Annotated in this window: 7 protein-coding genes and 1 pseudogene; 3 read left to right on the top strand and 5 right to left on the bottom strand. The window is 56.0% G+C overall.

The window, feature by feature from the left end:
• Window positions 1-733 precede the first annotated feature (733 nt).
• On the bottom strand, window positions 734-2,485 hold the full coding sequence (locus tag PHX60_RS09365; RefSeq protein WP_300077007.1) for a tyrosine-type recombinase/integrase: 1,752 nt from the start codon (window positions 2,483-2,485) through the stop codon (window positions 734-736).
• A gap of 362 nt (window positions 2,486-2,847) precedes the next feature.
• Between PHX60_RS09365 and PHX60_RS09360 the strand changes: the two genes are divergently transcribed.
• Both PHX60_RS09360 and PHX60_RS09355 read left to right on the top strand, forming a co-directional pair.
• Entirely contained in the window at window positions 2,848-3,174 is a 327-nt protein-coding gene (locus PHX60_RS09360; RefSeq protein WP_300077006.1) for a type II toxin-antitoxin system RelE/ParE family toxin, read from the top strand.
• Entirely contained in the window at window positions 3,174-3,467 is a 294-nt protein-coding gene (locus tag PHX60_RS09355; protein ID WP_300077005.1) for a helix-turn-helix transcriptional regulator, read from the top strand. The genes PHX60_RS09360 and PHX60_RS09355 overlap by 1 nt, the downstream gene beginning before the upstream one ends.
• Before the next feature lie 1,119 nt (window positions 3,468-4,586).
• Here the strand turns inward: PHX60_RS09355 and PHX60_RS09350 are convergent.
• Entirely contained in the window at window positions 4,587-9,908 is a 5,322-nt protein-coding gene (locus PHX60_RS09350; RefSeq protein WP_300077004.1) for a hypothetical protein, read from the bottom strand.
• 305 nt (window positions 9,909-10,213) lie between these two features.
• Window positions 10,214-10,653, bottom strand: a pseudogene (locus PHX60_RS09345) (hypothetical protein); the annotation flags it as partial.
• Between the two features lie 250 nt (window positions 10,654-10,903).
• Here PHX60_RS09345 and PHX60_RS09340 point away from each other — a divergent pair.
• On the top strand, window positions 10,904-12,175 hold the full coding sequence (locus tag PHX60_RS09340; protein WP_300077003.1) for a phospholipase D family protein: 1,272 nt from the start codon (window positions 10,904-10,906) through the stop codon (window positions 12,173-12,175).
• Between the two features lie 186 nt (window positions 12,176-12,361).
• Here the strand turns inward: PHX60_RS09340 and PHX60_RS09335 are convergent, their stop codons facing one another.
• Both PHX60_RS09335 and PHX60_RS09330 read right to left on the bottom strand, forming a co-directional pair.
• Window positions 12,362-12,895: a hypothetical protein gene (locus PHX60_RS09335; RefSeq protein ID WP_300077002.1), complete on the bottom strand. Its 534-nt coding sequence runs from the start codon at window positions 12,893-12,895 to the stop codon at window positions 12,362-12,364.
• Between the two features lie 443 nt (window positions 12,896-13,338).
• The gene (locus PHX60_RS09330; RefSeq protein ID WP_300077001.1) at window positions 13,339-14,136 is read right to left on the bottom strand and encodes a hypothetical protein; all 798 of its coding nucleotides are present in this window, start codon (window positions 14,134-14,136) and stop codon (window positions 13,339-13,341) included.

Here is a 14,136-nt window from a genome sequence, read left to right as displayed (position 1 = left end):
GTCTTGGACACTGGGTAACAGCGGAGCTTGGGCTGGGGCCACAACAGGTGGTCATCGCTGAATCCACGCGCCTGAAGGTACTCAAGCAGGGCTTGCAAGCTCACTGGCGGAATGGCCACCATGCAAAGCTGGGAGCTACTGTCACCCCAACGAGAAGCGGTAATGCCAGAGACAGTGCCAACGGCAAAAGCAGCAAAAAATCCTCTATGCACAAATCGGGCTGGCAGGGGATAGGGCAGGGGCTGGACAGTTTGCTGCGGAATCTCGCACCCGCCTAGCATTTGGAAAAACTACGACCGGCCAAATTTGGCCGGTCAAGGAAAAACCGGCTTTGCCAAGACTCAGGCCAGTGTCAGCCCTACTTTGTGGAGTCCAAACCCAGACTGCGCGCTCCACAAGCACGGCTGTAGCACGCACAGACTCTACAAAACGCCGGATCAGACCGCCCATGCCCACGGCTCCCGCTACCGCTACCGCAAAAACTTCATATAGCGTTCACCAAAAACGATGAACGCTGCGTTCACCAAAAAAAGAAACGCCCTAATAACTATCTCAATCTTTCAGAGAACAGTTCCCAATGGGAAAAACGGGCTTTGCGTTTTTGCTTATTTTTAAGCATTGCCTAAATTTAAGCGCCCTCCTAGCACCACGTCCCCAAATACCGTTACCAAGCAAAAACACCCTGTCTGCGCTGTACCAACGACTGCTAGGCCATACGCGCTGTGCCCAAGCACTAGCCAAACGCCTTGCCTAGCTCATCCGCACGGCGCTGGATTGGCGCACGCCCGTAGGTGTTCATGGTGGTTTGGATACTGGCATGGCCCATCTGCGCTTGGATCACATCGAGGGGCACTTGCTTGGCAACCGCTCTGGTGCCGAAGGTGTGGCGCAGCCAGTGAGTTGATGCCTTGGCCAGCCGCAACCTTTCTTTTTCCGGTAACGCAGCGGCGGCCACAGCTTTACCCACCCAGCCACGGACGTGCTCATACAGCGCCTGATAGCCTATCGGCTGCATAGGGTCTTGCACACTGGACAACAACGGGGCTTGGGTGGGGGCCAGCGCCGGATCATCGCCAAATCCACGCGCCCGAAGGTACTCGCGCAGGGCGTGCAAAGCTGCTGGCGGGATGGCAACCAAGCGGTTCTTAGCCCCCTTACCATGCACCTGCAATAACCAGCCCTCCGGTTCGTGCTGCAAATCGCCCAGCTTGGCCGCAATCAGTTCGGCGCTACGCAAACCTACGCTGCTGATGAAAGCCAAAATGAAGCGAATCCGGTAGCGTGAAGGACTGGCCTCTTGGCGATCAATGTAAGCCAGCACTTGCTCCATTGCCGCTTCGCTTAGGGCTTTGCTCTCTAGCAAGCGCTGCTCTTTGTCATCACCTTGGGCCTGATTGACCAGCACCCACGGGTTCGCGGGCAGGTAGCGCGCCGCTTGCAGCCACGCAAACAAACTGGCTACGAGTGTGATCGCTTGCTGGCGGCTATGCAGTGTCAAGGGGCCACGAAACGGTGCCCAGCCCACTGTTCCGGGGCTTGCCCTTTGGCGCGAAATCCAGTCCGGGGGAATGTCCGCTAGAAACGCCACATACGCATTGCAGTCCTGCACGTCCATTGTGGACAGTGGCTTGCTGTCTCGATAGGCTTGCAACCACAGCAACAAGCGCTGTGCTTCGCGGCGGTAGCTTTTAACCGTGGCGGGCGAGCTGGTGCGCGCAGTAATCCAGCTTTCAATGGCCTGCAAATCGCTACTGGCATTGAGCAGGCCCAGCCCATCCGCATTGGTGACAGCAAGGGCGGTACTGGCGACTTCCAGCCTGAACAAGCGCTTGGCCAGCACCGGCAAATCGGGCAGCAAGTTTCGCAAGTGCGCTTCGATGCGCTTGGCCTTGGTGCTTCCGATTCCTGGCATCACAGAAAACCAGCGCCCACCGACCCCGATGCGCTGGTGTAGCTGGCCCAGTGTGTTGATGCCTGCCCACAGCAGGCGCTGTGCCGTGGCATCGTCAAACCAGCCTGTGACCAAATCCTCTGGCAACGGCTGTTCGGCAGCCAGCGCCTCTAAGCGACGCAGCATGGTTAATTGGCGCTCGCGCAGACGGGCACGGCGCTGTTGGCGATGGTCAGCAGGGTAGGCATCGGCGTACATCTCAAGAATTTCCGCTTCGCTCCAGCCATCCAAGCCTTGCTGCTCACAAAAATCTTCCAAACTTGGCGCGGCTACCGAAGTGCCACTATTGGCAGCGATATGCAATCCGACCAAGCGCCACTCACCGATACCGGCATGGCGACGGGCTACGGCGCGCACCAAATCTACCGTTTGCTGGTGTGCGGTGCTGGCCTGATGGCCATGCTCAATGCCCAGATAGCGGCGGGCGCTGTCAAGGCGGGGCAGCCCTTCGGCCACGGCGCGTAGGTAGGCGAAGTGGTGCAGGCCAAGGCGGCGGACGAAATGAATGGTCTGGGTTGTGGTAGGTAGAGGCACGAGCATCTCTTTCGCCAGCATGGGGCTGCAAGCCGTTGATTTCAAAAGGAATCTTTCGATTCACTACAGATTAGCCACTTTTGACCGCTATTTTTTGCCCTAAGATAAGTAATCATTATCTTAGGGATGTAGGCTGAAAAGTAGCCCGGAGAGGGGCATCGAAAGGGCCAGCCCTCCTGCTCACGCAACGGCGAGCGCTGTCCTTGCCCAAGGTGCAGGTCTGCACGAGTGACCCCCGCGCCTTGCACTTCCTTGGGGTAGGACAAGTGGACGGCTGCCAGCGCATGGTGTGGGCGTTTGGGGGATGGCGTTTTTTCATTCAAGAATTTGTATGAATATGCAAATGCCTGCATAATCGAAAAATGAAGCTACTCAGATTTATTGACTCCAGCCAGAAAGATTTGCGCGCAATGCCTGCTGACGTGCGGCAAGCTTTGGGCCTTGAGTTGATGACTGTGCAATATGGCGGTGAGCCTAGTGACTTCAAACCCATGCCCAGCGTGGGCGCAGGCGTTTATGAAATCCGCTACCGGGACACGGCTCATGGGGCATTTCGTGTGGTCTATGTAGCCAAGCTGGCTGATGCGGTCTATGTGCTGCACGCTTTCCAAAAAAAGGCGCAGAAAACACCCAAGCCGGACATTGATTTAGCGGCACAGCGTTACCGAAAACTGATAGGAGCACTCTAATGAACGACGATACCATCCAAATTACCGAAAGCAGTGGCAATGTCTTCCTTGACTTGGGCTTTGACCCTGCGGAAGCTGAAGTGATGAAGCTGCGCGCCGAGGTCATGATTCGCACAGCCCAACAACTCAAGGCACAAGGCTGGACGCAGGCCGAGGCAGCCCGCCATCTTGGCATTACGCAACCGCGCGTTTCGCGCCTCATAAAAGGCAAAGTGGAGGATTTCAGCCTTGATATGCTGCTGATGCTGGCAAATCGTGCGGGATTACATCCGCAGTTGCAGTTTGCGCTTTGACCAGAATCTTCGCGGCAAGCCTCGGGGTTCAGCCCGCCATTTCGCTGTCCGGCAATAGCGGCAGGTCGAGTCACCACAGTGTAAGTACCCGATCTAGGGGTCTGAGGTGCAGTGGAACAGAAAACCGGGTTAATGGGCCAAATGAAGTGGCCAAAAATTGGATGGCCAAGATAAGATGGGATCTTGGTTGTTGGCCACGGGTGTAGGTGGTGGTCAACTGACGTGAACCCTAAATGACCAGTAGCGCTCTCTGAGCGACGACTACTTCCTAGGCAAGAAGCAGAGGGTCGGCCGGGATTCGGACGGAACCCGACATTTTTCAATCCAAGCTGTTGTTTCAATTGATAAAAGTGCTTGGTATTGCGTGATTGCAAAGTACAAAGAGAGCCTTAACCCGGTCTGACCGCTATGACCCACCCTGCCTACTTGGGGTCGTCTCAGAATTCGGAAAAAATCGTACGCTAAGGGAGCAAGGTGTCAGGTTAGAGCTATAGACCGTGCATCAGCAGCGTCCAGAAATGCGGAAAACGATCCTAATCTGACGGTTTTACCTGTCTGGTCTGACGTCAAGTTGGGGCATACCCCATTTGGACATATGCCACTGGTTTAGGCTCAGTACCTTGGTGACGGAATTTTCGGCGGTTCCGGCTTAGACCCCCAGCTAGCTTGCTCGAGGCGAAGATTCTGGTTATACCTTGCGTTCAAGGCACGGGGCTACTTTGCAACTTAACAGGTCGGTTGCGGGGCTTAGGCCTACAGCCCATATCAAATTTGCCGGAGCAACCCCGGCCTAGGCCTCAGTCGCCATCGCTGCACGCCCTGAAATTCAGCCCTCGGTGGCCCTGCGTCGGCAAAGAGTCCCAGGGCCACCGGTACGAAAAATCAATAACTTAGCTCTGGGTGCCTAGAGCCCTGATTTCACGGCTGCCAAAAATGTCTAGAAAAAATGGCCCCTGATAATAGGCGTTATCAGGGCTGATAAAGGACATCTGTCCACACCTCAGTGGCTGGGCTGCTGCGTTGCACGACAACCTGACCACGGCCAAGTGGTAGTCACTTTTGGTCTTGTTGTTGGTTTTTTTGGCGCAAATTTCCCAGATACAGAGGTAGATTCAGTCTTCAATTCGTGACGCGGACGGAGCGGAAGACCTCACTAAGCTGCACAGCAGCTGCGCGCCTATCGCCCATGTCCACGAGCCGGTCGAGTGCTCTCAAGAGCTTCTGTGCTGTAGCCAAAGATATGTGTTGCTGCCGCTCGCTGAAGCGCTGAATTAGCCCCGATAGCCGCCCCGGCAAATGCGTGCCACGCCATCCAGGCGGTGTCCCATCTCCAACTAGAAGGTGCTCAAGGTTGTCGACGAAGTGCTGAGCTGGGTAGTGTTCGAGGCTACTTTCGCAAAGGTCCATCCAGGCGCGGGCGACGAAGGTGACAGACCCGTGGGTACGCAATATTGGCTCGAAGACTGGAAGTACAACCTCCACTTCGGACCAGTTGCGGTTCGCAAAGCGAACGGCCCCTCCTGCGTACCTGAAATCTGAAAAGAACAGGTGCTTGACGATGTTGACAAAGTCCTCCTCTGAGTGTCCGCCATGGCCCGCGTGGTGCCAATCCCCATAGGCCAGAACGCGCTGCATGATGACGGATAGTAGTTCCAACGCGGCTTGAGGAATCTCCTTGCTGTCCGCAACCTGAGCTATCAGATGACTTGTGAAACATTCACCGAGACTCGCAAAAGCCTCGTCATTGGTGGCCATGACAGGTTGCAGAAAACGCCGTGTGGCTTCCTTAACTGGCAGCAGTAGTGAAATTCGAGCCAGAAATCGGTAGAGATGACGACGCCACTCGAAGTAGTCCGGGCCGTAATTGTCATCAAGGTCTCTTCGGTTTCTCGCCCACGTAGGCGCGATTCGCTCGATGGTCCACTTGGCCAAGCCTTCGCACCAGTCCAGGAAAAGCGCCGCGTGCGCGTGGTCCGCCAATGCAGCTTCCAAGGGAATGACCTGCAGAACCTTTTCCAGTAGCGAGGTGTCGACGTGTACTGGGTTGGCACGCCACTTGGCATCGACAGTGCGACCACGTCGCTGGCGAGCTTGAACAGCCACGCTGTCAGTAATCGGCACCCAAGGCGCTGGCCACGCCGGAAAAGCGCTAACCACAGGTGCTCCATCTTGGAGACGTTGGAGTTCCTCATTGATGACGTCTTGGATTCGTGCGTAGTGCCGTGCCTCTGCGTCTCCTTCGGCAACATAGTTCACCTCGAAGAGCGCAAGCGCCGTAGCCAGCCGCAATGCAGCCCACGCGATGTCTGGATACTTGGGCCAGGCACCCAACAAGGAGCCGAATGCTGCGACTGCGATTTCCTCGTAGGGATGGGCGCACAGCTCCGTGAGGAAAGCCTGCAGCGGCTTGACGTCCTCGTCGTCTTTCGCAACTGCGAACAATGCCCCCAGCCCTCTGGTGGCGTATAGCACCGGATGGTGCATGAGCTTCACTCTGCGGGTGAAAAACTGTTGCGGCACCTCCGGTGTCTGCGCGGCACGAACGCACACTTCAGTGGCCCATTCGAGATGCGCTTCGGCGTTCTCCAGCAAAAAAATTGCAGCAACACCAGCAACGGCCGATTGCCGTTGATGTGCCAACTCTACGTGGTCGTGTCTGGTGGCGAAAAGGTCTTCAAGGTCGAGCGCTTTTGCTTCTGTTGCCGCAGCTTCGAGCGTGAGTGACTCCTTCAGCTTACCGTCATCAAAGTAGGAGTAGGCCCAGTTTAGAAGAGTGAGATTGCGTCCCATCTCGCTTTGACGTGCCTGTATCGCCTGGATGTCCTCGCCTTTGGCCTTGGGATTTTCGTGAGAGATAACTATCTGGGATTCATCCGGGCTGAGCTCTGCGCGATAGTTTTCTGGCTTGCCGAGTTCAGCCCAAATCTCCGCAGTTCTTGTTAGGTCCGAACACAGTTCAGTATTCGTTCGTTGCTCAGCGTAGTCAAAGGGAAGGTCCCCTGAGAAGTCTTGGATGGCTTCGGCCGCTTGCGCGCCAAGCTCTCCTCCCCTGAGCACCATGAGAGTGCCGAGAGAGCGGATGTCCGAACGACGCACTGGTCGTTCGTTGCCTTCCTTCACGGCCGACCAGTGAGGTCTGTCCTGCGGTTTGAAGAACCCGATGAGGTTTGCCATCTGCGACATGTCCTGCACGTGGCGTTGAATGTCCCAGTGCCAAAGGCGTTGATTCGTCGCGATGGGCAGACTTACTGCAGAAGTGTGTTGGGCCTGCAGCGCGACAGCAGCGGCAACGGCTAGTACACCTACGGACTGGTGTCCTTCCAGAACTGCCTTGAGGATGTCGTCTACCGGGGTACCTTTCTCGACTTCACGAAACGCCCAAACCTCAAGAGCCATCAAGCCTGAGTTAACGGTTGAAGACCCGAAGCTCCCACGCGCACCCAGATAAAGGCGGCTGTCGCCCCAGAACACTTGCCTTCCCCACGGAAATTGCATGACAAGAGGGATGGGTGTTCCATCCCTCTCATGTGAGAGCCGATGCAGCTGCCGCCACGACCGAATCGCATGGTTTGCAATCTCCCGAATCAATCTCCTACCCTGGTCCGGTGCTTGCAGCAGCAGCGAGTGGAATGGTTCTCTAGTTGGAGCCGCAGGTGAGAAGGAGAAGTGGTCGTCGATGGAGAGATGGTCCCATTCGAAATGGCTAAAGCTGTGTGAAACCAGGTAGTCGCGCCCTCGCATCTCCTTCTGCACAACGACAGGAAGGTTTTTGCGCAATACAAAGAGCGAAAAGTCCGCCAACTCCGCCGGACATGCTCGCGAGAGTAATTGGGTATGTGTGAACACGGACTGAACGGCCTGCTGTGGCATTAGTTCCAGGTGGCGTAAATCGCGGAGATATTGAGTGACCAATGAGCCCAGGGTGAGCGAAGAGTTAAACACCAACGTGCGTAGCGCGGACTCGAGTTCGTCCAAGCCATCCCGCCGGTCTTCGATATCAGCCCAGACCCCACGGTCCATCGAAAACTCTCTCTTATGGCGCAGGTGCTCAATGTGATAAAGCCACGCCAAGCATGTCTGAACGATTCGCACCGAAACCCGGTTGCTGTAGTGGGAGAACGCGTTCTGCCAAACCTCAAATGCCGCAACTACGTCCGGAATCACACTCGTTGGGATGTCTTGTGCGTGGTTCAGAAGCCAATCGCAAAAGCGAGCCCAAGCAGCAACGTCGGAAGGATGCCCCCACATGTCCGCGTACAACATGCGCTTAGCGAGGTCGAGGTCAGGAGCGTCTGAGCGCTCGAGAATGGCGGAATTCGGCATCGTCTTTTCAGCTTGGTACCAGACGACCACCTTGCGAACCCGCGAGTGTGCAGTGTCGAACATCGCTCGGTCAAACTCGGCGGAGTACTGTGCGAATGTCTCTAAGGAGAACGGCCCGGCCATCCACGCGCGCAACCACTGGGAGCGAAGTCCCCGGTTTGTCTCCAATGTGGCCAAGTGCTTGGCCCAGTTCTCACCATAAGCAAGCTCCGTCTGGGAGAGCAGTTCAACTACGCGCCCAAGCGCCGGCGGCTCCCCAACTTCACGAATTACATCCGGCCATGCGTCATCCGCCCGGACTAGGTGCTGCAGGAAAGCCCATTCGAAAAAGATGTCGTGAGAGAACTGCACGCTGTGCCCGTACCTGACGGGTCGCACAATCTCGTCTGCTTCAAGTTCGGAGAGTACCTGAGCATCGACATCAGCTACGGGAATACGCCTTCCAAGTTGATGTGCACCAGCCTTAGCCAACTGAACCAGGACATTTCGCCGGTAGCCCACTCGCGTGGGGTTCGCGCCGTAGCCGCCGCGCTCCCACCACAGAGCCGCAAGGTCAACCTCAGAAGTGGCTGGTGCATTGGAGGCGTCTACCTCCTTGGCTAGGACGGCCGAAAAGAATGGCCTACGAACGACCGCGCGGACTGAATCACTGCCGAAAAGAAGGGGCCGCAAAGCTGGCTTGGCTTGCGCGAGCGCCTCAGCTTCCTCGTCATCGAAAGAGTCGATGGTTAGTGTCCGCACTCCACTGGAGAACAGACGCGCAGGCAGCCAAGTGCGTAGCGGCTCCATTCCCGTGTCGCGCACGGTGGCCACAACGCACCAGCCTGACAGCGGCTCCGACGAGTGAATGGTGTTGAGCAGGTCAAGCAGGATGCCTCGATGTTCAACCTCGATACGGTCAATACCGTCGACGAATAGCACACTGGACCCAGACGCGGACAACTCCACCAGGAGCTCTTCCAAGCTACTACTGTGCGTCATACCTGCGGCGGCGGCGTACTGCGCCCACGTACTCCCCCGCAGACGGTCGGACTTTAGGAAGAGGACAGCTCCAGAGGCGGCAAAGCGTTCGACCGCCGAACGGAGAACGACAGACTTGCCCGCACCTGGCATTCCGCCTATTTGCACAAATCCAGGCAACTTTGCAGCTTCGACCACCGCTTGAACGCGGGTGTCGCGCGGCACACTCAGGCCAGAGATGCTGTTCGTAATTTCGGCAGCAGCAAGTCGACTCTCCTGCTGTATGGCTTGCAAGACTCCTTGCACACTCGGTGCCCCAGCAAGTCTGAATGCGCCGTTTAAGCGCGCGACGAGAGTCTTGCGGTCGAACCCCGCAGCGCGCCCTTGCGAAACTCGTACCAATGCCAGCAATCGGCGCCACAGGTCATCAGCGTGGGGTCGGTCTACTGGAGCTAGGATGTTGGCAAGGCGAGCAACTGTTTCCGCCTCGGTCGGTGAGCCTTCTGTTAGCAAATCCAGGCGTATGAGGACGAAGTGACTCAGTAGATTGTAGGTGGCCACATCAAGCTCGTCGGACGCCACCTTAGGTGATAGGATGTCGCGAACCGCCTCGAATTGCGAGAGCTTGTCTCCGGCGGCGCCGTCGGTTTGCAGCTTACGGACAAACTGCTCCGAGGAGCTTTCTGCACGCGCCCACTCACAAAGTGTCTCGAAACACCTCTTGGCTGCGTCCGATATTTCGCCGACGATAGCACCCACCCTGTCCAACGAAACTTGAAAACCCGCGTCCATGAGCGTTTCGTAAGCGCGCTCAATCGTCTCTCGGAAATCAGTGTTCGTGTTCGCCGCGCTAATTACCAGCTTGCGCTTGATTTGAGCGCTGAAGGTTACTGAGACCTGGTCGGCGCCGACTGCACGAACGATAAGGTCGTCCAAAGGCTGGCCGAACGAACCTTGCTGCACGGAGACATGTCTGACGACGCGGCCCGGCAGGCCCGGCGCTGTCGTCTCGCACAGAAGCGCTGCTGCGTACACCGAAGCAACAGCATCCTCGAAGCTGAAGCCTTGTCCACCAGTCAGCTCGGGCGAAGTACCACTTGGGGCTGCTTGCGTTGTGCTGGGGGTCTGCTGACCGTCACTGACTTGTTCCGTCGTCATCCCTAACCGTCTCCCTGTCTATATAAACCGGGTTGCTGGCCCAGGTGCGGCGACATCGTCATGACCAGGCGTGTGCAGTGTCCCGGTCATGTTGACGAGCAGTATAGCTACGGCCAGCGTTTAAACGCAGCGCGGCTAACCAAAGACCGCCACCATCCGCGCCAGTGCGCTGTCGATACCTGAGCGCATATCCAAAGGCTCAAAGGCTGTGTCGCCAGCCATAGTTGGTGGGGTCAGATGGACGCTTTCGGTCTGCTTGAGTGGTAAGTAAGCACAAAACAGGTTGCTTGGCTTGGTCTGGGCGCTCAGTCCTGTGTAGGGTATGTAGGGTAATGTATGTTTTCCCATATGAGCCGTGTCACACATCTGCGCGTGCGCCTACGTACGAAAAATGCTATGGAATGAACAGCCCCGGGTTTCGAGGAGGCTGGTTGGTTTAAGTGAATACCTCTGTCGAGGTGTTGCTGGCGGTGAGTTGCCTCAGCTTCTGCCGGCGGGATACCCCCAATCGGCGTGAGCAGTCGGACGTGATTGAACCAGTGCACCCATTCTAAGTAAGAACGCGCAACCGTCGTGGAAGCGGCTACACTGGAGAAGTGCCAAAAAAATTCCACATCGGTTTCGTGTGCTTACTTAGGGTGGCTAGTTCCACGGATTGCCTGGTCTTCCAGACAGCCCGGCGGTGAATCAACTCGGCCTTGTACAGCCCGTTGATAGTTTCGGCCAGTGCGTTGTCATTATTGTCATTGACCAATAATTCTGGACACCTCGACAGGGGCCTATTGGCCCTCCTGAGTACATACGAGCATGACAGAACCTCGCTTTCGGTGAATAAGTCCGCGCACAGCCTCAACGCGTACCGGTAGATGGCCGGGATGGGCTGCCTCAGGCAACGCCATGCATCAGTACAGCCCGTCACCCGAAAAACATAGTGACAGTTTATCTTTTTTAAGCCAAACTTTGGACTTGCACAAACAATCTCGAGAGCTCTTGCCGTGCCTGTAAATGCATCCATCCAACTCGTCACCAATTTAGTCAAAGGTGAGCTCCACGCCGACCAAGTCAACAGCTTTCTGGCAACCGCCGTGCGCTTTGAGTGTTTCGTCGCTTTCGCCAACGAAAACGGCCTCGACCTGTTCTGGGACCAGCTGATTGAAAAGCTGGACACGGGGGAGCTGACGTGTCGCTTTGTGGTCGGGTTTAACTTCTACCACACGGACCCCAATTTCCTCTATGCTGTGCAGGAGTTGGTTATCGACTACCCCAACCAGGTGGAGTTCTACGTCAGCGGTGAAGAGTCCAAGTTAACCTTCCATCCCAAGATTTACTACTTCGGCTATCCGGACAACACGTACCGCGTCATTGCTGGCTCTGCCAACCTGACGCAAGGGGGGCTGTCGCTCAATCACGAGGCATCTCTGGCTTACGAGTCAGGCTCTCAGGTTCCCAGCAAGCATGCGGGCCATCTCGGCGACGACCTGACTTCTCTGTTTGACCATTTGTTGAAAACCGGCGAAATCGAGGAGGCAACCCCCGAAGCCCTTGATGAGTATGCGCGTCGCCATCAGTTCTATGCGCTCCACCGGAAGGTTGCCGAGAACCGGGCACGGCAGTCCTGTGTAGAGGTCCGGCCAGTTTCTGGAGCACCGTACCTAGCGGAGCTTGAGGCTGTCCTCGAAATAATGCGTGCGGACAAAGGGACGAACGGGTTCGCGGTTCAGGCCAAGAGGCGTGCTACAAGCATCATCACGGCTCGCCAACACCTAGACAACATCGCGCACGACCCCGCGCTGACGAGGGCCGGGTTCCTTGCGGAATACGAGGGGCTGGTGGGCAGAAAAGGTGGACCGCCCCCCGCCTGGCATTCAGGTAACCTGAATCGACGTCGAGCGACGGTAGCTGATAGCTTTGGAGAGGCGCAAGCAGCACTGCTGGACCTTGAGGCCAAGCTGACGCCCACCACCAGCCCCAGCGCCGCGTACAGCATCCTGTCCGGCTGGCTCCACAGCGCAGCGCACGTTGGACCAAATGTGATGTCTGAAATTCTGCATACCTTTGACAAAAAGCGCTTTGCCATCCTGAACAAGAACTCGGTCTCCGGGATGCATATGGCTGGATTCCTGCAATTCCCTCTGAGGACTTTAAAGACAAACGTCACGGCAGCAATGTACGAAGAGTTCTGCGAGAAGGCTGAGCTGGTGCGTGCCGGCCTTGGCCTGAAGGACCTTTCGGAGCTGGACGCTGTGTTCAATTACGCCTACTGGTAACTGGGCTTTTGCTGGCTGGAGCGCAAAGACCTCAACAAAGCATGGAGGCCTGAAAAAACGCACAGGATAAAATACTGTGCGTCTTGGGGGGGTTGCATGAACTAAGAATTAATGCGGTTTAGCGCAATTTCTATCGCTTTTCCTGTTGCTTGAGGAAGCGGTTTAATTAATATTTTTAATATGGTTCTATTTCCTTTCTAAGCGCTTGTGCAGCGAAATAATGTTAGGGAACTGGTCTTTAGAAATTCCCAGAGCTTCGCAACGTGCTTTTAGAGAAGACCAAGCGCCGTAAACGGTAGTGTTGGTAGTCAACTCTTCAGCAATCATAGCCTCCACTTCATGAGGCCAGAACTTACACGCAAGGTGATGCGGTTCTTCGATTGAAATCCACGGTGCAAAAACCAATGTTCCACTCATAACTTGCCAACTACCACCCGCGCGGCGAGCAATTTTTGACAAGCTTTGGTTAGTCCTCAATTGGTTTTCAATAAACGCTTGCGCGTAATCGAGGTCAGAGTTTCTAGGTATGCCCGGGATAAGCTCGATAGTTTTAGCATACCGAGATTCTCGGTACATCAAACTCTCTCGTCCAACACGGACGCCAATATGGCTATTTGCTGGCAAGTGCATTTCACCACCGGACTCAAGCCAGATTTCCGGAACGTCTAGCACACGAGCCAGTGTTGTGATGTCACTTGGCACTTGGACGTTTTCTTCCAATAAGGGGGTCTAAGCCGGAACCCCAGAAATTTCCGTCAACCTTGGTTAGCAGATAGCAGCGCCGTGGTCACATGGGTGTTGATTGGCAATCCAACGATGCTTGATCAATCTGTGGTGCTGGCCTCACGCCTCACTTCGGTTGCTGTGTAGGGATTCGAGTTTCCCAATGGGGCAGGTGGAAAAAGCGAGTTTTGTTCCCCCATATTTTGCCTTGTTTCCCCGTCTTTCCTCAACCTTAACGAACTACAAAAGAGTCGGATCAGAAACTGCTAAACAAGGTTGACGGAAATTTCTGGGGTTCCGGCTTAGACCCCCAAACTTTGGGCCTTTAACGGGCCGCTGATTGGGATGCTGCCCTGTGAGCGAACTGCTGGCGAGTTGCCATTGCAGTCGCCACGACATTCGCTTTTCCAGCACTCTCTGTGAGTGCCACCCCAGCTCCATTAAGCAACACCAAGTATCCAGCCTTCGGTTTTGGCCATCAGTTGCATGCTGGGGTCGAGCTGTGGGCGCATGGCAATTTGTAGTTCTCCGTTGCTGTCTGCTTGCTTGAGCCAACATGCAATCGCCCAAGCATCCTGCTGGTCACCAGTCATGCTTGAGCTGGATGGAAAGCGGTGCTTGTAGAGGGCTGGATATGCTTCAGCGACCACTGAGCGACCTACTGGAACAGAAAATCCATCGAAGGGCCAGAAGTGCAGTTGCTGACCGAGTTTCTCTCGCAGAAAGAGCAGCCAGGGCAGGCCGGAGTGTGTCGACTTAGCAACTGAACCCTGAACGTCGAAGTGGAACACCGACTTGGCCCGGCAGCGTTGTTCAGTGGTGCGTCGCCATTTCGGGTTGCCAGTGCGCTGCGCACCATTGCCAACAGACCCGTGGCGCACGAAGTCCACGTAGACGTTCTGGCCATCGGTAGGCCAGTGTTGCTGAAAGTCGCGCAGAAAGACATCCCAGTCCGGCAGGATACGGTGGTACTCAAAGTACCGTAGCGGGAACGAAAAGCCGTGGTCGATACCGACGATGGTGGGTGTCGGTTCGGACAAGATTTGCAGCAGCCAGTGCGCTAGGCCTTGCCTTGTCCAGTACTTGCGAGGACTGGGCGGAGGCAGTACTTCTGATGCATCAAGGTTACGGGTGGCCATGAACACCCGCAGCCCCTTGAGGCTACTCGTGGGGGTTTCGGCACCGCTGTAGTCGATGCCGATGTAGCGCTCAAAAATTGGTCTGTTGGTGTGCTTCAT

The sequence above is a fragment of the Giesbergeria sp. genome, assembly GCF_028686475.1.
In the GTDB taxonomy this organism is placed as follows: Bacteria; Pseudomonadota; Gammaproteobacteria; order Burkholderiales; family Burkholderiaceae_C; genus Simplicispira.
The sequence above is the reverse complement of the archived record's forward strand: the minus strand, read 5'-3'. Positions and strand labels throughout refer to the sequence as shown.

Coding starts and splice junctions, on each gene's coding strand:
- PHX60_RS09355 (WP_300077005.1), top strand. CDS start 3,174: ATGAACGACGATACCATCCAAATTACCGAAAGCAGTGGCAATGTCTTC.
- PHX60_RS09330 (WP_300077001.1), bottom strand. CDS start 14,136: ATGAAGCACACCAACAGACCAATTTTTGAGCGCTACATCGGCATCGAC.
- PHX60_RS09360 (WP_300077006.1), top strand. CDS start 2,848: ATGAAGCTACTCAGATTTATTGACTCCAGCCAGAAAGATTTGCGCGCA.
- PHX60_RS09350 (WP_300077004.1), bottom strand. CDS start 9,908: ATGACGACGGAACAAGTCAGTGACGGTCAGCAGACCCCCAGCACAACG.